We start from the raw sequence: 23,060 nt of genomic DNA on the forward strand, positions 1-23,060 counted from the left end.
TTGTATATGATGAAAACACACGAGAATGATTTTAACAAGACACTGATAATAATGGTTTGTCTTTTCTTATTTCAGTTTTTTTCTTACGCACAGGATAACCCTTACCGGAAAGTAATCAAAACTTACTTTCCTGACGGCACGATTAAAACTGAAGGAGAATATCTTTATGATATTCTTGATGGACATTATAAAGAATATTATCCCAATGGTAAACTCTGGAAAGACTGGAATTATGTAAATGGAAAAGAAGAAGGAATTTCCATCTGGTATTTTCCCGATGGTAAGGTAAGTATCGAATGGAATTATATTTACGGTAAAAAAGAAGGAACTTCAAGATGGTTCTATGAAACCGGAGAACTCTGGGCAGAACAGCAATACAGCGATGGTGTTCTTCAGGGAATAACTTATACATATTATAAAACCGGTGAAAAGCAGGGTGAATGGGTTTATGTCGATGGAGTTTTGCAAGGTATATCAAAGACCTTTTATAAAAACGGAAATGTTGAAATAGAAAGAAAATTTGTTGACGGAAAACAACACGGAACAACAAGAATTTTTCATGATGATAAATCAGTTTCACTCGAAGCTTTTTTTATTGATGATAAATTGCAGGGCGATGTGCTTATTTATGATAAGATGAAAAATATCCGTGTTAAGGATACTTATGTTAATGATGAACTGATGAATCGTGTAAGATATGATTATACCGGTAAAGTCGAGTCAAAAGAAGAACTTGTAAAAACGTATTATCCTTCAGGCAGACTTGAAGAAGAGAAATATGTTATTGACGGATTAAAGGACGGACCATTGAAGGCTTTTTACGAAAGCGGTTTCCTCAAAGAGGAATGGACATACAATAAAAACAACATTGTCGGCAGATCATTTGAGTATTATGAGAACGGAGTGCTCAAGGTTTCATCTGATTATGTTGATGGAGTTAAACGCGGCAATGAAAAATCATATTATGAAAATGGAATTCTTAAAGCGGAAACTATTTATGAAAATAATCTTAAAAATGGTATTTGTTTAACTTACCATCCGAACGGAAATCTTGAAAGCATTGGTAATTATCATCTTAACAGACTTGAAGGAAATTATAAAACTTATTTTGATAACGGTTTACTACATACTGAACAGACAATAATTAATGGGCAGATATCCGGTAAAAGAAATCTCTATTACAGAAATGGGGCTCTGGAAAAAATTGAGAACTATGTAAATGGCAAGCTCTCCGGCTGGGTTAAAACTTATTATGATGATGGTATAATGATGAAAGAAGATTTTTATAATAATGGAAGATTACAAACGAGCAAAACTTTCGGAAAAGACGGATTATTGATTTCTACGTATGGTTATTGATAATCTAAAATAATAGTAGTAACTTTTTGCACTCAAAAATTGCTGAGCATATAAATAAATTATTAACCAAAAAACATTTATGAGGTATGTATGTATAGATATCTAATACTCCTTTTGCTTTCTTTCAGTTTCTTCTCATCATTTTCTTCTGCTCAATTCAATTCTCAAAGTTATTGGTCAGATATTGATGAATCACAAATTGAACTTCTGAGGGAAAGAGATATTATTCCTGAAGCTTATCGGACTGTAAGTTTAAATGTAGGGCAGATGAAAATCTTATTGCAAACGGCACCTTTAGAATTTACAATTGATGCGTCAGAAAGAAATGTTGTAATGGAGCTTCCGTATCCTGACGGAACTATGAAGAAATTTCATATTTACGAATCACCAATTATGGAACCTGAACTTGCAGCTAAATATCCTGATATAAAGACTTATTCAGGCTATGGGTTAGATGACAGGTATGCATCGATGAGATTTGATATGACTCCGTTAGGATTTCACGCAATGGTTCTTTCACCAAACGGAGCAGTTTTTATTGATCCTTACACAGTTGGAGATATTCATAATTACATATCTTATTATAAAAAAGATTACGTAAAGTTTAATTCAAATTTTGAATGTGAACTGCTTTATGAAGAAAATAAATTAAATGAACTTGAGTATTTAAAAGGTAATAATATTCTGACACCAACTGGTCCAACATTGAGAACTTATCGTTTAGCAAATGCAGCAACCGGAGAGTACACCGCATATTTTGGCGGTACTGTTAACGCCGGGTTAGCCGCAGTAGTTACAACAGTTAACCGTGTTGATGGTGTTTATGAAAGAGAAGCTGCGATAAGAATGGTACTTATTGCAAATAACAATCTGATTATTTATACAAATGGAAGTACTGACCCTTATACCAATAATAATGGCAGCACAATGCTTGGACAAAATATAAGTAACCTGTCATCGGTTATTGGAAATGCAAATTTCGATATCGGACACGTGTTTAGTACAGGCGGAGGCGGTGTAGCATATTTGGGATGTGTTTGTACTAGCAGTAAAGCCGGTGGTGTAACTGGTTCACCATCTCCGGTTGGAGATCCATTTGATATTGATTATGTAGCACACGAAATGGGACATCAGTTTGGTGCAAACCATACATTTAACGGAACAACCGGCTCTTGCAGCGGAAATAATAGAAATGCTTCCACAGCTTATGAACCTGGAAGCGGTTCAACCATTATGGCTTATGCTGGAATTTGTCCCGGACAAGATCTTCAACCGCATAGCGATCCGTACTTTCATACAGTTAGTTTTGATGAAATAGTTGCATTTACAAATTTTGGAAGCGGTAATGGCTGTGCTTCTTCAACAAGTACAGGTAATTCTGCTCCAACTGTAAATGTACCTGCAGGCGGATTTTATATTCCTAAAAGTACACCTTTTTCTATTACTGGTTCTGCTACAGATCCTAACGGAGATGCTGTTACTTTTTGCTGGGAAGAATTTGATCTTGGTCCTGCCGGTGCACCTGGTTCTCCATCAGGTAATGCCCCGATTTTCAGAAGCTGGAATCCTTCAACATCACCTACAAGATATTTTCCAAGGCTTCAAAACCTTTTAAACAACACAACTGTTATCGGAGAACTCCTTCCGTCTTATACCAGGGCTTTAACATTCAGATTAACCGTACGGGATAATAAAATGGGAGGCGGTGGTGTTGATCGCGCTCAATTTCAATTTAACGTTGATGGAAACTCCGGACCATTTGTGGTAACTTCACCTAATACTAATGTAAGTTGGGCAGCACTTTCAACACAGACTGTTACCTGGAATGTTGCGAATACAAATGCATCACCGGTTAATTGCGCTAATGTAAATATTTTACTATCTACCGATGGTGGTAATACCTGGCCGATTGTTCTGGCTTCCTATACACCAAATGATGGCAGTGAGGATGTTACAATTCCTGATAATCAGGTAACTACTGCAAGAATTAAAGTTGAAGCAGCTGGAAATATTTTCTTTGATATATCAAATGTTAATTTCACAATTTCGCAGCCAATACCGGTTGAATTGACACTTTTTACCGCTGTAAGAATTGAATCTGGCATTTTACTCAGTTGGGAAACAGCTACCGAAACTAACAACTCTGGTTTTGAAGTAGAAAGAAGCAGAGATTCTGAAAGTTTTACTTCGATAGGATTTGTCCCTGGGAAAGGTACTATAACTGAAAAATCAACCTACAGTTTTATTGATAATGATATACAAATTGGTAATTACTATTATCGCTTAAAACAAATTGATTTTGACGGAACTTCAAAATATTATAATGTAGTATCTGTTGATGCCGGATTGCCAAGAGATTTCTCAGTTATGCAGAATTATCCGAATCCATTTAATCCTAGCACCTCTATTAAATTTCAACTTCCGGTTGATTCAAAAGTTAAGATTGAGGTATTTAATTCGTTAGGCGAGAAAATTGCTGACTTGCTGAATAATCAGTTATCCGCCGGATTCCACGATGTATCATTTGATGCTTCTAATCAGGCAAGCGGAATATTTTATTATGTTGTTACCGCATCTGGTGCTGATGGCAGTGAATTCAGATCAGTTAAGAAAATGGTACTGATGAAATAATCATCATAAAAAAATATTATTGATAATTAAAAGATAAATTTCAATTCGGATTGAAAGCTTATTTGAGTATTAAACGCACAGATAAGCTTTCTCCGGATTTTTTATTTTAAACCATAATAACTGTTCAGCGTTCATTTTGTAATTCCAATTATTATGCGATTGAAATATCAAATTAGATTTTTTATTGACTCAATTGTTGTTTTTTAATTGTTATTGATTTGAAGAAAACGTTTTCAATCAACTTTCACTTTAGCAAAACAATTGAAAATGAAATCAGAATACTAATCAAATAAGATTAAAATTAAGTTTAAGAAACCTCTGAAGAACAGATTCTAAAATTATTTTCATTCCCGTGAAGTTATACTCCTTACAAATAATTTAAATATTAAAGCAATAAAGAATGTCAAGGCGTAGTTTTTTATAAAACTTTATTTATGAAACAACCGTAATGGTTTTCTTAAAAAATTATTGGATAAACCTTCATTCATCTTTACTTTTGTATTAAATATTTTTTATTCTATTATCAGAGGAGATGTTCTGTGATAATTTCAGTTCCAAAAGAAATAATGTCGGGCGAAAATCGGGTTGCTTGTGTTCCGGATGTTGTTTCAAAATTAATTAAAGCAGGCTACGAAGTTCAGATTGAAAAAGATGCCGGCATAAATGCTGGTTTCACAAATGAACATTATCAAAAAGCAGGCGCCAAAATTATTGACAATCTTACTGACCTGTATTCCAACGCTGATTTGGTATTGAAAGTTCAGCGTCCAATCGAACATCCTAACGCGGGCAAACACGAAATTAGCTTGCTAAGAAAAGGTACAATACTGATTTCCTTCGTTCATATACTCCAATATTCTGATATTGCAAAAAAGTGTGCTGAAAATGGTATCGATTTAATTTCAATGGATATGATTCCAAGATCAACACTAGCTCAAAAAATGGACGTGCTAAGTTCTCAGGCAAATATTTCGGGTTACAAAAGTGTAATTATGGCTGCCAATGAACTCGGTAAAATATTTCCGCTTATGATGACAGCGGCTGGAACGATTTCTCCTGCCAAAGTAGTTATTATGGGTGCAGGAGTTGCAGGGCTTCAGGCTCTTGGAACTGCTAAAAGATTAGGCGCTGTTGTTGAAGTTTCTGATATACGAACTGCTGTTAAAGAAGAAGTTCAAAGTCTCGGCGGAAAATTTATCGAAGTGGAAGGTGCAGAAGATATGCAGGATGCCGGCGGTTATGCTAAAGAAGCATCAGCAGAGTTTTTACAAAAACAAAAAGAAACAATCTTTAAGCATGTTACCGAAGCTGATATTGTTATCACTACCGCGCTTGTACCCGGTAAAAAAGCTCCGATACTTGTAACCGAAGAGATGATAAAAAATATGAAACCAGGCAGTGTGGTTTTGGATATGGCGACCGAATTCGGCGGCAATTGTGAAATTAGTGAAAGAGATAAAACTGTTAAGAAGCATGGTGTTACTATAATAGGCGAATCAAACTTACCATCATTGGTTCCAACTCACTCAAGTGAGATGTATGCCAGAAATATTTTAAATCTTATTCTGCATATCAGCAAAGAAGGTAAAGTAACTATAAACCTTGATGATGAAATTGTAAAAGGATCTTTAATTACTCTTAATGGAATAATTATTAACCAACGGGTTAAAGATTTGATAAAATAAAGTTTAATTAATAAGGGTTAATCATGGAAGAATATATGTTTTTAATGCATGTGTATGTTTTTGCACTTGCAATTTTTGTAGGATTTGAACTCATCACAAAAGTTCCACCAACACTGCACACACCGCTTATGTCTGGTTCAAATGCTATATCAGGAATTACAATTGTTGGAGCGATACTTAGTGCAGGATTAGAGCAATTTACAATAAGCACAATCCTTGGTTTAATTGCAGTTATATTTGCTATGATAAATGTGGTAGGCGGTTTTCTTGTTACCGATCGTATGTTAAAAATGTTCAAAAAGAAGTGAGTTAAAAAATGAAAATAGCCATAGAAATAATTTATCTTATCTCCTCAATTCTTTTCATTTTTGGTATCAAGTTTTTAGGGTCTCCTAAAACTGCAAGAAAAGGAAATCTTTTTGCCGCTATCGGAATGTTCCTTGCAATTGCAGCAACTTTATTTGATCAGCAGGTTCTCACTTTCCAATGGATAATTATAGGTTCAATAATTGGTTCACTGGTAGGAATTATTTTAGCAGTTAAAACTCCAATGACCGGTATGCCTCAAATGGTTGGAATGTTAAATGGATTTGGCGGAGGTGCTTCAACATTAGTTGCTCTTTCGGAATATTTTAAGAAAAACCCAAATTATCCGGTTGATCAGGGTTTGGTTTTTAATCTTCCTATTGATCAGGGAATAGCTATTATTTTAAGTTTACTTATCGGAGGTGTTACATTTACCGGATCAATGATTGCATTTGGAAAACTGCAGGGAATCGTTACCGGTAAAGTTGTAAGATATCCATTGCAGCATCCTCTTAATGCATTGCTTGCATTATTTGTTCTTGGAGCGGGAGCTTATGTTGTGATAAATCCTTCGATGATGAGTATCGTTATTCTTATTACTGTTGTTTCATTGGTTCTCGGTGTTTTGTTGGTGCTTCCGATAGGCGGTGCTGATATGCCGGTCGCGATATCTTTGTTAAATTCTTATTCCGGGTTAGCTGGTTCGACCACCGGATTTGTGCTGGCTAATAATGAATTAATAATTGCAGGTGCTCTTGTTGGTGCTTCGGGTATTATTCTGACTAACATCATGTGTAAAGCAATGAACCGTTCTTTGATGAATGTTGTACTTGGCGGCTGGGCAAATGCTGGTGCAGCTGCAGCATCTTCAACAACATCTCCCAAAGGTGATGTTAAATCTATTGATGCTGAAGAGCTTGCAATGCTGCTTGATTCCGTAAGCAGTGTTATAATTGTTCCGGGATATGGAATGGCTGTTGGTCAGGCACAGCACGCTGTTCGTGATTTGGTAAATCTTTTGGAGAAAAAAGGTGTAAAAGTAAGATTTGCTATTCATCCGGTTGCTGGTAGAATGCCCGGACATATGAATGTGCTTCTTGCCGAAGCTCAGATTCCTTATGATAAACTTCTGGCTATGGAAGATATCAACGATGATTTTCCAAATACTGATGTTGTGATTGTTATTGGTGCTAACGATGTTGTTAATCCGGCTGCACGGCATGATAAGAACAGCCCTATTTACGGAATGCCTATACTTAATGTTGACTATGCAAAAACCGTTATTATTAACAAACGCTCTATGAATGTTGGTTATGCCGGTATTGAAAATGAACTTTTCTTTTACCCAAATGCACTTATGTATTTTGGTGATTCAAAAGAAGCGATAAGCAAACTTGTTAATGAAATAAAAAATCTATAATCATAATTCCATATAATTTTTATGATTTCCCCAATAAGTGTTTTTTATTGGGGATTTTTATTTCCACTATCAGCTCTGTTTAAGCTCATTTCTTAGAATTATATTTGCAAAAACAATTTAACTTTTTGATACAGGCATATCGTGAAAAAAATATTTGTTTTATTTCTGGCTCTGTCTTTTTCCTACAGCTTTCCGCAAGAAGTTGTAATTAAGAGCTTAAAAACTTTTGTTCAGGGCACTCCTGATATTATTCCGGTTTTAAGTAAACCCGGTGACAGGTTAGTAATCGAATTTGATGTTAAATCAGATTATCCGCCAAACATTAATATTTTATTTAAATTTTGTGATAGGAACTGGAATCCTACAAATAACATTTTTTTATTAAATCAGGGGAATAACACCGCATATACGCTGGATTATTTTTCTCTGCCTACTACTGTTGAAGATGCAAAATATCATTACACTAATTTGTTTCCGGATAAAAATGGCTACGTTAGTTTTCCATTCTCAGGTAAATGGCGTTTTTTCATTGTTGATTCACAGGATACTTCAATTGTGTTTGCCGAAGGAAAATTTTATGCATTAAAAAATCAGGTTATGCTGCAATCAAAGGCTATCAGAGAAACATTGGATGATAAAACATATTATCCTCCTCAGCTTGGTCATACTTATTGGGTTACAACCGAAGCTCAGCCTAAAGATGATTTCTTTCCCTTTTTTATCGACGAGGTTGAAATTATAGTTAATCATCTTCTCTATAATCCAATCAAAGTTCAAAGAACTTCAACTGATCATAACAGGGTTTTTGAATGGGACGGAGGATCAAAAATAAAATTTATTGCTAAAGATGTAAGACCCGGCAATGAATACAGACAGTTAAATCTGATGGATGTAAATATATATAACTCAAAGAACGTAAAAGCTCAGTTTGATGGGATGGAATATTCAAGGTTTTTATTGCAGAGTTTTAAAGATAACAACGGAAGCTTTACGCTTAAATACCCTAAAGATATGTATTCGACCTATATGAATGTTCTTTTTCAGATTAAACCACCGCAGGAAGTTTATGGCGATGTTTATCTTGTTGGTGCTTTTAATGATTGGAAATTATCCGACAATAATAAAATGAAATTTAATGGTGATCATTACGAACTTTCTCTTGAGCTAAAACGCGGTATTTATGATTATCAGTATGTTGTTGTTAATGGCGACTATAAAGATGTTACTAATCAGGACTGGATAATTTTGGAAGGTAACAACTGGCAGACAACTGATGATCTTAATATTTTCCTCTGGTACCGCGATCCTGAATACGGCGGCTACGATAAAATAATTGGTTATACAATAATTCAAACAAGATAAATTTTATGAAAAAACTAAATGTTGGTGTAATTGGAGTTGGTCATCTTGGTAAACTGCATACAAAAATGTTTACTCATATTTCCAATTGTAGCTTAGTTGGTGTATTTGATTTAAATTATGAGCTGGCTAAAACAACTGCCGCTGAGTTTAATACTACTGCTTTTCATTCAATGGATGAATTGCTTGAAAATGTTGAGGCAGTTTCAATTGCTGCAACAACAAGTGCACATTACGAAACTGCTAAAAGATGCTTTGAAAAGAACATCCATGTATTTGTGGAAAAACCAATCACTTCTGCAATAGAGCAGGGCGAGGAATTAGTTAAGACTGCTAAAGAAAGAAATCTGAAATTTCAGATAGGTCATATTGAAAGATTTAATCCGGGATTAATTTCTCTTGAATCTTTTATATCTGATCCGATGTTTATCCAATCGGACAGGCTTTCACAATTTAATCCCCGCGGAACAGATGTTGCTGTTGTATTGGATTTAATGATCCATGATATAGATATTATTTTAAGTTTTATAAAAAGCGAAGTAAAACAGATAGATGCAAACGGTGTTGCAGTAGTTTCGGATCATATCGATATTGCAAATGCAAGGATACAATTTGAAAACGGAGCTGTTGCAAATGTTACCGCAAGCAGAATATCGCAGAAGAAAATGCGTAAGATGCGTATCTTTCAGAAGGATCATTATATCTCACTTGATTTCGTAACCGGTGCATCAGAAATATACCGTTTACTTCCGGTTGATCAGCCGGCTTTACCAACTTCAATTTCTTTTGGAGAAATTGGTGTTGGCGATAAAAAGAAAAGGCTTATTTATGAGCAGCCCGAAATTAAAGAAGTAAATGCACTTAATTATGAACTTCAGCTTTTTGTGGATGCGGTCCTGAATGATAAAAAAATTGTTGTTACAGGCGAAGACGGTTTACGAGCGCTTAAAGTTGCTGAAATTATAATTCAAAAAATCGAACAATCAAAAGGAAACTAAAATGAAAAAATATTTTTCAATTGTAATTGTACTTGCTTTGGTTATTTCAGGATGCAGTGTTTACAAGACTTTGACTAATTTATCGCGTCTGCAATTTAAAGTTGGACAGGTAGATGGATTTGAGATAAACGGAATTTCAATTTCGGGTAAATCAAAATTAAGTGATTTCAATCCATTGGATTTAATTAATCTCTCTTCAGCTTTTGCAAAAGGAACATTACCGGCATCTTTTGTTCTGAATGTTGAAGCAAAAAATCCGAATGACGGAACAGGTGGTTATCAGAAATCTGATGCTACACTTCAAAACTTTAAATGGCGTTTGTTTCTTGATGATAAGGAAACTGTTTCAGGTGAACTTGATAAACCGGTTACTGTTCCCGGTACCGGCAATATTACAACAATTCCATTGAGAATTAATCTGGACCTTGTTAAGTTTTTTGAAGACCGCGGGTATGAAAGTATTGTAAATCTTGCTTTAGCTTTAGGAGGTGTGAAAGGCTCATCTTCCAAAGTAACACTCTATGCTACGCCCACGGTAAGCTCTGCTTTTGGAAATATTACTTATCCGGGTGAATTAAAATTAGTTGATACTCAATTTTCAAAATAATGTTAAAGAATACACCAATGACTAAATCTGAAAAATATGCTTTAGGTGTTGATATCGGAGGTACTAATATCAAGATCGGTATTGTATCTGACCGCGGAAAATTAATTAAAAGTCATTCAGTTAAAACACAGCCTGAAAGCGGTCCGAAAAAAGTTATCTCTAATATCTGTAAAGGTATTGATGAAACACTTGAGAAAAACAAACTAAAGATTCAGGGAATTGGTGTCGGCTGTCCGGGTGTTGTGCAAATTAAAAAAGGCATTGTTGAAAATGCACCTAATCTGCCGGGCTGGAAAAATGTAAAGCTTGGACAAATACTTAAAAACAGATATGGATATAAAATTCATATTGAAAACGATGCTAATGCTGCAGCTATAGGCGAATTGATTTTTGGCGCTGGTAAAAAGTTTGACTCGTTTGTAATGGTAACACTTGGTACTGGTGTCGGCGGTGGAATTGTTTTCGATAAAAAAATATTCAGGGGTGAGTTTGGAGCTGCTGGCGAAGTTGGACATATTTCTATTGATATTAATGGACCTAAATGTAATTGCGGATCAACAGGCTGTATTGAAGCTTATGCCGGTAATGCGTATTTAAGAGAAATTGTGAGAAGCGAATTACCGGAACACCGTGATTCGGAAATATGGAGGTTAATTGAAAATGATTTATCTAAAGTATCTCCGAAAATAATTCAGCTTGCTGCTGAGAAAAATGATGCTTATGCAAAATTTGTTATTGAAAGAATGGGCAGACAACTCGGTGCTGCTTTAGCATCTTTAAGCAATCTGCTTGATATTAGTACATTTATAATCGGAGGCGGCGTTGCAGGTTTTGGTAAACCTTTGTTCGATTCAACCAGAAAAACTATTGCAAACAGAGTACTGTTACCTTTAAGACAAAGAGTTTTAGTTATACCTGCTAAATTAAAAAATGAAGCTGGAATAAAAGGCGCATCTTCGTTGGTGTTTTATAACAACTAACCGAACAAAGATTTATTAATGATATTCAGATGTTGATTAAAAGAAATTATAGTTTTTACTTGTTGTCGTTTCTTGCTTTTTTTCTTTTGCAGGAAAAATTCTTTTCACAGCAAACCGATTCATTAATAGTCTCTTCTGATTCCATATTAACTTTAACTGATACTTTATCAATTCCAAAACCATCCGGCAAAACCTTTGATGTTGATACTACTGTTTTTGCTGCATCAAAAGATTCATTGATATTTTTTGTTAAAGAAAAAAAAATGAATATATACGGAAAGAGCAGTATTAACTATAAGATTACCGAGATTAAAAGTGAAAATATATTTATTGACTTTAACTCAAATAATATAAATGCTGTGGGAGTTCCCTCCGATACTCTTGAAGGTAAACTTGACGGTACTCCTGTACTTAAAGAAGGTACTGAAGTGTACGAAGGTCAAACTATGAAATATAATTTTAAAACAGGGCAGGGGATTATTTCATTAGCAAAGACAGAGCAGGATGGCTCAAGTTATACCGGTACAAAGATTAAAAAAGTTGATAAAGAAACTTACTTTATTGAGGATGGCATTTTTACAACCTGCGACGATAAGGAGTGTCCTCATTATTATTTTACCGCAAGTAAGATGAAGGTGATTCATAAAGAACAACTAATTGCTGAGTGGATTTTTATAAATTTTGGCGGTGTACCTTTACCGATACCATTACCTTTTGCGGTTTTTCCGATTGAATCCGGCAGAAGATCAGGCATTATCCCTCCAACGTTTGGTTCTGATGGATTATATGGAACATATTTCTCAAGGTTTGGTTATTTCTGGGCGATTAATGATTATACAGATGTGAATCTTACTGCTGATTATTATACTCGCGGAAGCTTTAAACTTGATTCAAGATTTCGATATTCGAAACGTTATAATTATTCCGGTAATGTTGAAGGAAGTTATGGGAGATTTGTACTTGGTGAAGAAACAGATGCAAACAGATCTGAAAGTACCGATTGGCGGATTCGCTGGAATCATAATCAGACAATTACACCAACATCTCGTTTTGATGCTAAACTTGAATTCTTATCGGGTAATAAAATCCAGCGTAACATAAGTGATGTTAACGAACTTCTCAGGAATGAAGCATTCTCAAATGCAACTTACTTCAAACAGTGGGAAGAATCAGGCAACAGTATGTCAATCAGTTATTCAAGAACACAGAACTTTGAGAATAATAATATTTCTGAAGTTCTGCCAAGTCTGTCTTTTTCACTTGCACAAAAATATCCGTTCAGGAAAAATACTGGCGGGCAGGAATGGTATGAAAGTTTTGGATTTAATTATTCAGGTCAGTTTCAGAATAACAGGGAGAAAATAGCTGGTCATCTTAATATCAGAGGCGGAATACAACATAACATTAATGCGTCATTATCTCCGAAGATCGGTTACTTTAGTATTTCTCCAAATTTCAGGTATAATGAAAGCTGGTATAATAAGCGTATTGAGAGATCACCTGCTGTCGATGATTCAGGTAAATATTTTATTAAGACAGATGATGTAAATGAAATTAATTTGGTCAGAACTTTTTCGATGGGTGTTTCTGCCTCAACTAAATTTTATGGAATGTTTAATATCAGATCGCTTGGAATTGAAGCAATAAGACATATTGTAACACCATCGCTCAGTTATAATTATTCACCTGATTTTTCTACTCCATTTTGGGGTTATTATGATTCTTATGTTGATTCATCAGGTAAGATTGTTGAATACAACAAATTTGAGAGAGAAATATTCAGTAAACCTTCAGGACAGGAACAGCAGAGTATTAGTTTTTCAGTCGGGAATGTTTTTGAGATGAAAACAAAAACTGATCCAACTGATACAACATCAAAAGCAAATAAGATTAAATTGTTGGATGTACGAGCCAATATAAGTTATAACTTTGCTGCTAAGGAATTCAAATTTTCCAATTTGAATTTACAATATCAGACACAGGTAAGTGATATATTCAATATGCAGGCTTCTACTTCATTTTCTCCTTACGACTATGATGAGAAAGGAAATGTTAATAAATATTTAATCGATCAGGGTAAAGGATTATTGAGATTAACCAACTTAAGTTTTTCGATGTCTTTCTCAATTTCAGGTGAAAGAATTAAATCAACCGAAACAGATACACGAACGACACTACAGCAGGATCAATATTTACAAGCATCTGAAAGAAGTATTTATCAGGGATTGTATAATGAGAAGGAAGCTGATTTTTCTATTCCGTGGGATCTTTCGCTAAATTATAATTACAACGAATCGCGTCCCTTACCATCAAGAATTAATAAGAACTCAAATATAAGCGGAAGCTTTAATTTTAATCTAACTCCGAAGTGGAAGTTTTCCGTTACAAGCAGCTATGATTTAACCAGACATGAATTTTCAGCACCGCAGATAAGAATCTCGCGTGATCTACACTGCTGGGTTATGAACTTTACCTGGAATCCAATAGGTACTTTCCGGGGATATAACTTTGAGATTAGAGTTAAAGCACCTCAGTTACAGGATCTTAAAGTAACAAAACGTGATCAGTTCTTTGAAGGAAGATAACAGTGACGGGTTATATAATAGACGGAAATAATCTTATCGGTAAAATTAGCAGTCTCTCAAAAATTCAGAAAAAGGACAAACAAGCTTCAAGAGAAAAACTTGCCTTAATGATAGAACGATTTTTTCACGATAAAAAGACTAATGTTAGTCTGCATTTTGATGGATATCCCGGGATAAAGATAAACGCCGGAAAAATTAAATTGATATACTCAGAAAGTAATACAGCAGATGAAAAAATTAAAAATCAAATTGAAAAATCTAAATCACCTGGAACAATAACAGTTATTACTTCTGATTCCAATCTTGGTCAGTTTGCAAAAGTATGTTCCTGCAAAGTAATTAAAAGCGAAGATTTCGCCAGACAGTTAAACTGTAATAAATCAGATAAGGATGAACAATCAATAATTGACTCAATGAAAAATGATGATGAGTTTAAAAAATTGTTTGGTGTTTAAAGAATGATGTATTTGGAAAAAATAATTATTAAACTCATCCCCCGATTTTTTCTCTAAGGAATAGAAGGGGCAGGTGTTCCCTCTCTTTTTAAGAGAGTGAAGAAGGGTGAGTTAGATTGATAAAGAAAAAACTTTTCACTAAAAAAACTTCTTATAGAATAAAGTTATATCAGGTTCTTTAAACTCATCCCAATTTCAATTTCTTAAAGGGGGAAGGAGTGAGTAGTTGAGTAGTTAAAAAAAGCCGATGAGTAATCTCACCGGCTTTTTTTAATTGATACCAAAATAGTTTTATGAAAACTGAACTTTCTTTTTTGATTTTTCAGAATATTCAAAAACGAATGAACAAGCTACAAATATGGATGAATACGTACCGATAACAATACCAAACAGAAGTGTAAATGCAAAAGCTCTTAATACATCTCCGCCAAGCAATAATAAAACAAATACTGCAAGCAGAGTTGTGAAAGATGTAATTATTGTTCTGCTCATAGTTTGATTAATACTCTTATTCATCACTTCGTATATTGACTGTGTTTTATGGAGTTTCAGGTTCTCTCTTACACGGTCAAATACAATAACAGTATCGTTAATTGAATAACCAACAAGAGTTAAAAATGCTGCAACTATCGAAAGATCTATATCAAGATTTAACCCCGGGATTACCCCGTATAAAGCTGCATATAAACCCAATGTGATTAACACATCGTGAAACAAAGCAGCAACTGCTGCAACTGCAAATACAAGTTTAAATCTGAATCCGAGATAAATAAGTATTACTAATAACGATAATAAAACTGCTATTACAGCATCGCGTTTTAGTTCTTCACCAACTTTTGGTCCTACTTTATCCTCTTTAAGTACAATAAACTCATTGTCTTTAAACTTATCTTTTAAGTTTATTTTAATCCAATCTGAAATAGCAACTCTTACATTCATCTGTGTATTGTTCAGTTCCTCAGACACTTTACTTGTCTGGAATCCAAACGAAGCTAACTGATTAACAACGAGGTTTGTTGTATCGGGGGTTGGGAATGAATAGGTGACAGAATTATTAGTTTTTTCTACAACATTAAAAGCAACACCAGGTACTATCTGTTTAATATCTTCTTCAATATTGTTTACTACTTTAGGATAAACATCAGCAGGTATATCCTGCATTTCAGTCCTGATTAATACACCGGTTTCTCCGCCAAAAGTCCTTACCTCAACATTGCCAAGTCCGATATTTTCAACATTAGTTCTTATCTGTGAAATATTGATTTGTTTATCAAACTGCAGAACAATTTCTGCACCGCCCTTAAAATCAATACCGAAGCTTAACCCGCGGAAAATTATATTAACTAATCCGATTAAGAACAAAGCAAGAGAGACCATATAGAAAAATCTTCTCTTACTTAAAAAATCTACATTTAAATTATGAAAAACTCGCATTTATGATTTAACTCCTAAATAAAAATTAACCGATACTGATTTTGGCTCCCTTTGCAACAAGGTAGTCCATCATAAGTTTTGTTATAACTAATGCACCAAATAACGAAGTAGCAATACCAATCATAAGTGTTAATGCAAAACCCTGAACAGGACCGGTACCGAACTGATATAAAATAACTCCTGTAAAGAATGTTGTAATATTGGAGTCTATGATTGCAGAATATGCTCTGGAGAAACCGCTATCAACAGATGCTCTCATTGTTTTACCTGTTGCCATTTCTTCTCTAATTCTTTCAAAGATAAGAACGTTGGCATCCACAGCCATACCAATTGTTAACACAATACCGGCAATACCTGGTAATGTAAGAGTAGCATTGAATCCGGCTAATACTCCTAAGATAAAAAGTAACACAAGAACAAGTGCAAGCGAAGCTATTGTTCCGGCTTGTCTGTAATACAATATCATAAATAAACCCACAAGTAGGTAGCCAAACAGCGCAGAGTTAAACCCGCTTGAAACAGAATCCTGTCCGAGTGAAGGTCCAACAATCCTTTGTTCGATAACATCAACCGGTGCCGGAAGTGCACCTGCTTTTAGAACAATCTCTAAAAGTTTTGCTTCATCAAGATTTGCAGAGCCTTCAATTTGTGATCTGCCGCCCGGAATTTTACCCTTTATATTCGGAGCTGTAAAAACTACCCCATCAAGCATAATAGCTAATCGTTTTCCTACATTTGCACCTGTAATTCTTGCCCATTCAGTTGCACCTTCTGAATTCATTTCCATATTTACAATTGGTGAAGAAGTATTTGGATCAAGATTAGCTTGTGCGTCTGTTATAACACCGCCGGTCAACTCAGGAGTTTTATTTACCAGGTAAAGTACAAAAATCTTTTTTGCATCCTGTGTGTTAATAGGTTTTGCTGAAAATACAAACTCAACATTATCAGGAATAACTTTTTGGACTTCGGGTAATGTTAACCAATACTCTACTTTATTTTTATCTTCCTGACTTACATAAGCATCAGCAAAAGGACTTTGCGGATTTAGTACTGCAGCCGAAAAGAATGGATGCTGTTGCTTAAATTCTTCTTCGGATAATTGCTTTGTTGTATCGTTAGCAGCAGTTGTATCAGATTTTTCTAAATTCTCTGTTGAAGCAATATCATTACCAATCGAATCTTTTACACCGGATTTTGTTCTTTTAGCTAGTACATCATCAATACGCTGCATAATAGGAAAGGTTAATTCAGCATCCTTAACCAATCTGAACTCTAACAATGCTGTGCCCTGTAATAATTGCTTGGCTTCTTCTTCTTTTGCAACTCCCGGCAGTTCAACAATAATTCTTCTGCTACCTTGTCTTGAAATTGAAGGTTCAGAAACACCGTATTGATCAACTCTGTTTCTGATGATCTCCATTGCACGGTTTACTGCATCTTCAGAAGATTGCTTTAACTCATCAAGAATTTCGCTATCCTCTTGTCTGATTGTACCATAGTACCTGCTTAATCTTATATTTCTTTTCTGGAATTCTCTACCAATAATATTAACAACTGATTCATCAGTAACTGCAGCTTCTTTCTGAGCATCTGCAATTACTGTCTTGAAAACATCATCAGGATTGTTTGCAATCTTTTCTAATAATTTTGCAGTGTTAACCTCCAGTACAACCCTCATACCGCCTTGAAGGTCCAAACCAAGTTTAATTCTCTTTTTTCTGGCATCAAGTATTGAAGGATCAGCTACTTTAATACTGTCCTCTGTAAGAGTTACAATCTGCTCGATTTTATCTTTTGGTAAATCAGGATATTGCTTTTTTAACTCATTTCTTTTGGTTTCAAGAGCAGTAGTTAAAAATTTCGTGTTCTGATAATCCTGATAAGTCGGGTAAAGCAGGTAAATACTTAATAAAACCGCTGCCAGGACTAAAATGATTTTAAATCTGAATTCTTTCATACATAGTATATTATTTGTGACGAAAAGGTCTTTAAAAAAATAGCTGTCAAACTTAAGGCTAACGTCTTAGAAAGTCAATAAAAATTAAGGGGTTAAGGGCAATTCGTTTGATAATAATGCAGTTTTTTGTGTGATTTATTGATATTTGATTTATTATCATCAAAGCAATAATTCAATTGTGATTATTATGGAAAACTTAAAGTTCAGGTATTGCTGAATAAAAATAATCTTGCTTCAAGTGACTTTAAAATAAAAAGTCCCGGCAACCGAAGCCACCGGGTTTATCCTAAAAGATAGACTTGGGGGAGGATCTAACTTCTAGCGACACTACAAACATATCATAATTAGTATAATCAATCAATACCATTAATGTTTAAATTATAATTTAAATTTTGGGATGATTTAGTTTTCTGATAATCTAAATGATGATAAAAAGCAGAGGTTGGATCGGTGTAAATCAAAAAGATTTGTATTCTCTGTTGAAATGCATAATATATTTTAGAAAGGCTGCCTAAACTTTAAGCATACTTATTAAAGTAGTAAATTTGATTAAGAGTGCTTAGCTTAAAAATGTTTTAAAATTATTTCCAGCAAGAGTTTAATAGATTGGCAAAAAATTGATTAATCAGTTAACATCAGTTTAATCTGTTCAATCCGTGTTCCAATGGGTTAACTTTTCAGTTCTAACTAAATAACATTTAATGCAGGTAAAAATAATACTCCGTTAGGAGTGAAATATTTACAGAGTTATTATATAGACTTAATAACAGCCTTAACAAGCTTTGCAAAAGTATCTTTAACTCTGTCAGCAGTTTCTGTAACCTCGGAATGTGAGAGCTTTTGATTTGATATACCTGCAGCAAAATTAGTAATACAGGAAACAGCAGATACTTTTATTCCGAGATATGCAGCATAAACTGCTTCCTGAACAGTGGACATACCAACTGCATCTGCTCCAAACGCCTTAAAAAAATTAATTTCAGCGGGAGTTTCATAAGTTGGACCCTTTGTATAAAAATAAACGCCCTCTGCAAGTCTGATGTTTTCACGGATCGCAGCTTTTTTGATGATTACATTTAAATCAGCACTTGGCAGATCAACAAAATTGTTTTTTGCTATTGGATTAGTCAGACCGATCAGATCAGTTAATTCCTTTTTGATTAAAATGCCATTGAATGATGTAATAAGCATTAAATCGCCGGGAATAAAATTTTTGTTTATTCCGCCAGCAGCATTTGTTAGCAGCAGTTTATCAGCACCAAGTTTATACGAAATAAAAACAGGTATAACACATTCGTCGATATCATACCCTTCATAAAAATGAACTCTGCCCTGAAAAAGAATCAACTTCTTACCTTCATACTCTGCAAAATGTATTTTCCCTTTATGTCCAACAACTGTTGAAACCGGGTAACCGGGAATATCTGAAGTTGAAATGGATTTATTAATATTAACCTGCTCAGCAAAATCTCCAAGACCGCTGCCTAAAATTATTGCAATCTCAGGTTCAAATGGTATTTCTGACTTTAAATAATCAATAAGATTTTTGTATTTAATATTTAAGTTAATCATCAGAATGAAAAGAACAATCCTGCTAAAGTTGCAGTTAATAAAGTAGTAATTACTCCTCCGACAACTGCTTTAATTCCAAGAGCTGCAATATCAGACCTGCGGTTTGGTGCAAGCGGACCTAACCCGCCTATTTGTATTGCGATAGAAGAAAAGTTTGCAAATCCGCATAAAGCATAAGTAGCCATAAGGATTGATTTTTCATTTACAAGCTTACCGGTTTGCACAAGAGTGCTCATATCAGAATAAGCAACAAATTCATTCAGGACTACTTTCGTTCCGAGTAAACTTCCGAATGAAAGAGCATCCTGCCAGGGTACACCAATTCCGAAAGCAATAAACTGCATTACCGAACCAATCAATAATTGAAAACTTAACGGCTGACCGAAATTAGCAATGCAATAAGCATTCAAACCAATTAAATCACCAAGACCATTTAATAAATAGTTTATCAATGCAATAAAAGCAATAAATGCAATAAGCATAGCACCAACATTCAATGCAAGCTGTAATCCATCACCGGCACCATTTGCAGCAGCTTCAATTATATTTTTAGATGTTTTTTCAATTTTTACTTTTACTATTCCTTTAGTTTCTGATTCTTTAGTTTCCGGAATCAGGATTTTGCCAATCATCATTGCACCAGGAGCCGCCATAAAACTTGCACCAAGTAATTGTGTAGCAAACATCTGTTGTGCTGTAAACAATTCAACCCCGTGTGAGGCAGCATAAGCGCTTCCGAGCATTTGAATATAAGCTGCCATTACACCTCCGGCAATTGTAGCCATCCCGCCGATCATTATTGTAAGAAGCTCGCTTTGTGTCATTCCTTTTATAAAAGGTTTAACCATAAGAGGGGCTTCAGTTTGTCCCACGAAAATATTTGCAGTACAGGATAGTGATTCAGCACCGCTTGTTCCCATAACTTTTGCCATTATCCAAGCCATAGCCTGAACAATTTTTTGCATTACTCCGAGATAATACAAAACCGACATCAGACTAGCGAAGAAAATAATTGTTGGTAAAACTTGAAACGCAAAGAACATTCCGGTGCTGCCTTCGTTACCGGGAGAAAGTGCAAGATTACCGAACACAAACTTTGCACCTTCGGTTGTAAAGTTTAGTATTAATACAAAAACATAACTGACACTGTTGAAAAAATCTTTGGGCCATCCAAACGGAGCAAAGAACCGGCTTAATGAATCGCCGCGTAGAATTAATATGGCAAATATTATCTGAAGAAAAAAACCTGATATTACTAATCTCCAGTTTACACTTTTCTTATTATTAGAGATAAGAAAGGCAATTCCGATTAATAATGCTAATCCGAATAAGCCTCGGAAAAAAGATTCAAAATCCATTTGTATTATTCCTCAGTTGGGATGTAATGACACTTGCGGCAGCGTGCTTCATAAACATCGGCAGCGCCAACTATTACTCTTTCAGGTGATGTTGTTTTACGCTGAGTTCTGTCAGCAGGATTGCCGCATACAACACAAATTGCGAGTGATTTGGTTATATACTCAGCAATTGATAAAATCTGAGGCATTGGGTCAAAAGGAATTCCTTTGTAATCCATATCCAATCCTGCAACGATAACCCGTTTACCTTTATCTGCAAGTTTGTTGCAAACATCAAGCAGATCATTTGAAAAAAATTGTGCTTCATCAATACCAATTACTTGTGCATCTTCAACAAAATCAAAAATTTCATTTATATCTTTTATAGTTATTGACGGAAGGGATTGCTCACTATGTGATACAATAGCATTGTTTGAATATCTGGTATCAATCTGAGGTTTGAAGATAATAACTTTTTGTCTGGCAATTTTGGCTCTCCTCAGCCTTCTGATAAGTTCTTCGGTTTTTCCACTGAACATACATCCGGTTATTGCTTCGATCCAGCCTGTTTCTTTCGGTACAGCGTGAAGTGTTGGTTCCATATTATTTATTTAAATCCTTATCTCCAAAAGCAAATGGTAATAACTCTGAAGTTTTAAAAATTTTACTTTCGTTTTTACCATTAGTGCAGATTATATCAATCTCTCCGCAATGATCAAATATTATCTGTCTGCAAGCACCGCAGGGCGTTATATAATCCGGTGAATCGCTTACAATTGCAATTGCAGTAAATTTTCTTTCACCTTCGGACATTGCTTTAAATATTGCAGTCCGTTCAGCACACAATGTTAAGCCAAATGTACTATTCTCAATATTACATCCAGTATATATTTTATTATCCTCTGTTAAAAGTGCTGCCCCGACATGAAAATTTGAGTAAGGCGGATGAGAGTTCCGTTTTGCCTCAATAGCTTTTTGTATTAGTGTCTTATATTCCATAATTCTATTCGGAAAAATATTCTTAATTTTTTTCAGTTCAAATTATCAGACCTGAGAGTTATATAAAATAATTGGTATTGTCATATCTGGGCTAATTATATTAACTTTGTATTAAATATTGTTAACTATCTCAGAGATTGCCCTTAAATGGAAAATGAAGTAAAAAACAAAATCCCAAGTTTATCTGACTACATTTATATTCTCTTTAAATGGAAGAGATTCTTAATAGTTAATCTATTAGTAGTTGGCTTAATTACCACAGGATTAGTATTTCTTATCCCTAATCAATATAAAGCTACTGCAACAATTATGATACCTCCGGATAACCAAATGGGATTGGGTGGACTATCAAGTTTATTAGGTGGTAAATCATCAATAGCTTCAATGGGTTCAAAATTATTTGGTGTTTCAAATACATCAGAAGATCTGTTACTCGGAATTCTTAATAGTCGGACAGCTTTAGTAGATGTAATAAATAAGTTTAATTTAGTGGAGTATTATGAAATAGATGATAATAATTTTGATGAAGTTTTGAAAGCCTTTAGAAGTGATCTTTATTCTAATCCTAATGAATTTGGGATGATTGAATTTAGTGTAATTAATAAAAATCCGAATGTTAGTGCAAAGATTGCAAATTATTTAGTAACACTTGTTGATAGTATGAATATTGAGTTTAATATTCAGCGAGCAAAAAACAACAGACTATTTATTGAAAAAAGATACCTTCAAAATGTTGCAGATTTAAAGAAAGCAGAAGATTCATTATTTAAATTTCAAAAAAAATACGGAATAGTTGCTGTTCCTGAACAACTTGAAGTTACAGTTAAAGCCGCAGCAGAAATTGAATCTGAACTTATGAAAAAAGAAATGGAATCTTATTTTGTTTTAAATGGTTATGGTGAGACCTCACCTCAATATTTAGGTCTTAAATCAGAAATCGATTTATTAAAGAAAAAAGTACAGGAGTTAAAGAATTCTAATGATTTAGGTTCATCATCAAATATACTTTTCCCATTTAAGCAAATGCCAAATATTGCGATGCAATATTTGCGTACTTATAGAGAAGTTGAAATTCAACAATCTATATTAGAAATAGTATTACCAATGTATGAGCAAGCAAAAGTAGAAGAACAGAAAAGTATTCCTACAATCATGTTAATTGATAAAGCAACTGTTCCAGAAATAAAATATAGCCCTAAGAGAAGTGTGATTGTCATTGGTATGTTGTTTTTAATGTTACTATTTCTTATACCTGCTATTTTTGTATTTGAACATACATTATCTTTAAAAGAGTTTAAAAACCCTTTACAGCAGAAGCTATATAGTCTTGCAGTTAAAATATCAAAATTTTATAGACTAAGATTTTAATCTAT

General features: G+C 34.4%; 18 protein-coding genes. 12 read left to right on the plus strand and 6 right to left on the minus strand.

Features of this window, described 5'->3' with window-relative positions; translation table 11 throughout:
- Positions 1-9: 9 nt before the first annotated feature.
- From ROY99_07715 to ROY99_07765, 11 genes are all read left to right on the plus strand, one after another.
- A complete protein-coding gene (locus ROY99_07715) occupies positions 10-1,359 on the plus strand; it encodes a toxin-antitoxin system YwqK family antitoxin (GenBank protein ID MDT3696267.1) in 1,350 nt (449 codons plus the stop codon).
- 90 nt (positions 1,360-1,449) lie between these two features.
- Positions 1,450-3,990 carry a M12 family metallo-peptidase gene (locus ROY99_07720; protein MDT3696268.1) on the plus strand — a complete coding sequence of 847 codons (2,541 nt, stop codon included), beginning with the start codon at positions 1,450-1,452 and terminating at the stop codon, positions 3,988-3,990.
- 539 nt (positions 3,991-4,529) lie between these two features.
- The gene (locus ROY99_07725; protein MDT3696269.1) at positions 4,530-5,675 is read left to right on the plus strand and encodes a Re/Si-specific NAD(P)(+) transhydrogenase subunit alpha; all 1,146 of its coding nucleotides are present in this window, start codon (positions 4,530-4,532) and stop codon (positions 5,673-5,675) included.
- 23 nt (positions 5,676-5,698) lie between these two features.
- The gene (locus ROY99_07730) at positions 5,699-5,983 is read left to right on the plus strand and encodes an NAD(P) transhydrogenase subunit alpha (protein ID MDT3696270.1); all 285 of its coding nucleotides are present in this window, start codon (positions 5,699-5,701) and stop codon (positions 5,981-5,983) included.
- An 8-nt stretch (positions 5,984-5,991) separates the two neighbouring features.
- Positions 5,992-7,401 (plus strand): NAD(P)(+) transhydrogenase (Re/Si-specific) subunit beta, encoded by a 1,410-nt coding sequence (locus ROY99_07735; protein ID MDT3696271.1) that lies wholly within the window; start codon positions 5,992-5,994, stop codon positions 7,399-7,401.
- Positions 7,402-7,542: 141 nt separating this feature from the next.
- Complete coding sequence (locus ROY99_07740) at positions 7,543-8,763, plus strand: DUF5103 domain-containing protein (GenBank protein ID MDT3696272.1); 1,221 nt, start codon at positions 7,543-7,545, stop codon at positions 8,761-8,763.
- Positions 8,764-8,768: 5 nt separating this feature from the next.
- On the plus strand, positions 8,769-9,758 hold the full coding sequence (locus ROY99_07745) for a Gfo/Idh/MocA family oxidoreductase (GenBank protein ID MDT3696273.1): 990 nt from the start codon (positions 8,769-8,771) through the stop codon (positions 9,756-9,758).
- A 1-nt stretch (position 9,759) separates the two neighbouring features.
- Complete coding sequence (locus ROY99_07750; GenBank protein MDT3696274.1) at positions 9,760-10,365, plus strand: hypothetical protein; 606 nt, start codon at positions 9,760-9,762, stop codon at positions 10,363-10,365.
- The gene (locus ROY99_07755; protein MDT3696275.1) at positions 10,365-11,345 is read left to right on the plus strand and encodes an ROK family protein; all 981 of its coding nucleotides are present in this window, start codon (positions 10,365-10,367) and stop codon (positions 11,343-11,345) included. The genes ROY99_07750 and ROY99_07755 overlap by 1 nt, the downstream gene beginning before the upstream one ends.
- A gap of 29 nt (positions 11,346-11,374) precedes the next feature.
- Positions 11,375-13,930: a putative LPS assembly protein LptD gene (locus ROY99_07760; protein MDT3696276.1), complete on the plus strand. Its 2,556-nt coding sequence runs from the start codon at positions 11,375-11,377 to the stop codon at positions 13,928-13,930.
- Between the two features lie 2 nt (positions 13,931-13,932).
- A complete protein-coding gene (locus tag ROY99_07765) occupies positions 13,933-14,385 on the plus strand; it encodes an NYN domain-containing protein (GenBank protein MDT3696277.1) in 453 nt (150 codons plus the stop codon).
- 291 nt (positions 14,386-14,676) lie between these two features.
- Here the strand turns inward: ROY99_07765 and secF are convergent, their stop codons facing one another.
- The 6 genes from secF to ROY99_07795 form a co-directional block, all read right to left on the minus strand.
- Entirely contained in the window at positions 14,677-15,819 is a 1,143-nt protein-coding gene (gene secF / locus ROY99_07770; GenBank protein MDT3696278.1) for a protein translocase subunit SecF, read from the minus strand.
- Between the two features lie 25 nt (positions 15,820-15,844).
- Positions 15,845-17,779: a protein translocase subunit SecD gene (gene secD, locus ROY99_07775; GenBank protein ID MDT3696279.1), complete on the minus strand. Its 1,935-nt coding sequence runs from the start codon at positions 17,777-17,779 to the stop codon at positions 15,845-15,847.
- Positions 17,780-18,529: 750 nt separating this feature from the next.
- Positions 18,530-19,351, minus strand: a complete 822-nt coding sequence (locus ROY99_07780) for a purine-nucleoside phosphorylase (GenBank protein ID MDT3696280.1) — start codon at positions 19,349-19,351, stop codon at positions 18,530-18,532.
- Positions 19,351-20,709 (minus strand): nucleoside transporter C-terminal domain-containing protein, encoded by a 1,359-nt coding sequence (locus ROY99_07785; GenBank protein MDT3696281.1) that lies wholly within the window; start codon positions 20,707-20,709, stop codon positions 19,351-19,353. Before ROY99_07785 ends, ROY99_07780 begins: the two co-directional genes overlap by 1 nt.
- Before the next feature lie 5 nt (positions 20,710-20,714).
- Positions 20,715-21,290, minus strand: coding sequence for a thymidine kinase (locus ROY99_07790; GenBank protein ID MDT3696282.1), 576 nt, complete (start codon positions 21,288-21,290; stop codon positions 20,715-20,717).
- A gap of 1 nt (position 21,291) precedes the next feature.
- Positions 21,292-21,687: a cytidine deaminase gene (locus ROY99_07795; protein MDT3696283.1), complete on the minus strand. Its 396-nt coding sequence runs from the start codon at positions 21,685-21,687 to the stop codon at positions 21,292-21,294.
- A 147-nt stretch (positions 21,688-21,834) separates the two neighbouring features.
- Here ROY99_07795 and ROY99_07800 point away from each other — a divergent pair, with 147 nt between their 5' ends.
- Positions 21,835-23,055: a hypothetical protein gene (locus ROY99_07800; protein ID MDT3696284.1), complete on the plus strand. Its 1,221-nt coding sequence runs from the start codon at positions 21,835-21,837 to the stop codon at positions 23,053-23,055.
- Positions 23,056-23,060 lie beyond the last annotated feature (5 nt).

The organism is Ignavibacterium sp. (assembly GCA_032027145.1).
GTDB lineage: Bacteria > Bacteroidota > Ignavibacteria > Ignavibacteriales > Ignavibacteriaceae > IGN3.

What these genes read in the sequence shown, in the direction of transcription:
- ROY99_07715 (MDT3696267.1), top strand. Translation starts at nt 10, where the DNA reads ATGAAAACACACGAGAATGATTTTAACAAGACACTGATAATAATGGTT.
- ROY99_07720 (MDT3696268.1), top strand. Translation starts at nt 1,450, where the DNA reads ATGTATAGATATCTAATACTCCTTTTGCTTTCTTTCAGTTTCTTCTCA.
- ROY99_07730 (MDT3696270.1), top strand. Translation starts at nt 5,699, where the DNA reads ATGGAAGAATATATGTTTTTAATGCATGTGTATGTTTTTGCACTTGCA.
- ROY99_07735 (MDT3696271.1), top strand. Translation starts at nt 5,992, where the DNA reads ATGAAAATAGCCATAGAAATAATTTATCTTATCTCCTCAATTCTTTTC.
- ROY99_07745 (MDT3696273.1), top strand. Translation starts at nt 8,769, where the DNA reads ATGAAAAAACTAAATGTTGGTGTAATTGGAGTTGGTCATCTTGGTAAA.
- ROY99_07750 (MDT3696274.1), top strand. Translation starts at nt 9,760, where the DNA reads ATGAAAAAATATTTTTCAATTGTAATTGTACTTGCTTTGGTTATTTCA.
- ROY99_07755 (MDT3696275.1), top strand. Translation starts at nt 10,365, where the DNA reads ATGTTAAAGAATACACCAATGACTAAATCTGAAAAATATGCTTTAGGT.
- ROY99_07760 (MDT3696276.1), top strand. Translation starts at nt 11,375, where the DNA reads ATGTTGATTAAAAGAAATTATAGTTTTTACTTGTTGTCGTTTCTTGCT.
- secF (MDT3696278.1), bottom strand. Translation starts at nt 15,819, where the DNA reads ATGCGAGTTTTTCATAATTTAAATGTAGATTTTTTAAGTAAGAGAAGA.
- secD (MDT3696279.1), bottom strand. Translation starts at nt 17,779, where the DNA reads ATGAAAGAATTCAGATTTAAAATCATTTTAGTCCTGGCAGCGGTTTTA.
- ROY99_07780 (MDT3696280.1), bottom strand. Translation starts at nt 19,351, where the DNA reads ATGATTAACTTAAATATTAAATACAAAAATCTTATTGATTATTTAAAG.
- ROY99_07785 (MDT3696281.1), bottom strand. Translation starts at nt 20,709, where the DNA reads ATGGATTTTGAATCTTTTTTCCGAGGCTTATTCGGATTAGCATTATTA.
- ROY99_07790 (MDT3696282.1), bottom strand. Translation starts at nt 21,290, where the DNA reads ATGGAACCAACACTTCACGCTGTACCGAAAGAAACAGGCTGGATCGAA.
- ROY99_07795 (MDT3696283.1), bottom strand. Translation starts at nt 21,687, where the DNA reads ATGGAATATAAGACACTAATACAAAAAGCTATTGAGGCAAAACGGAAC.
- ROY99_07800 (MDT3696284.1), top strand. Translation starts at nt 21,835, where the DNA reads ATGGAAAATGAAGTAAAAAACAAAATCCCAAGTTTATCTGACTACATT.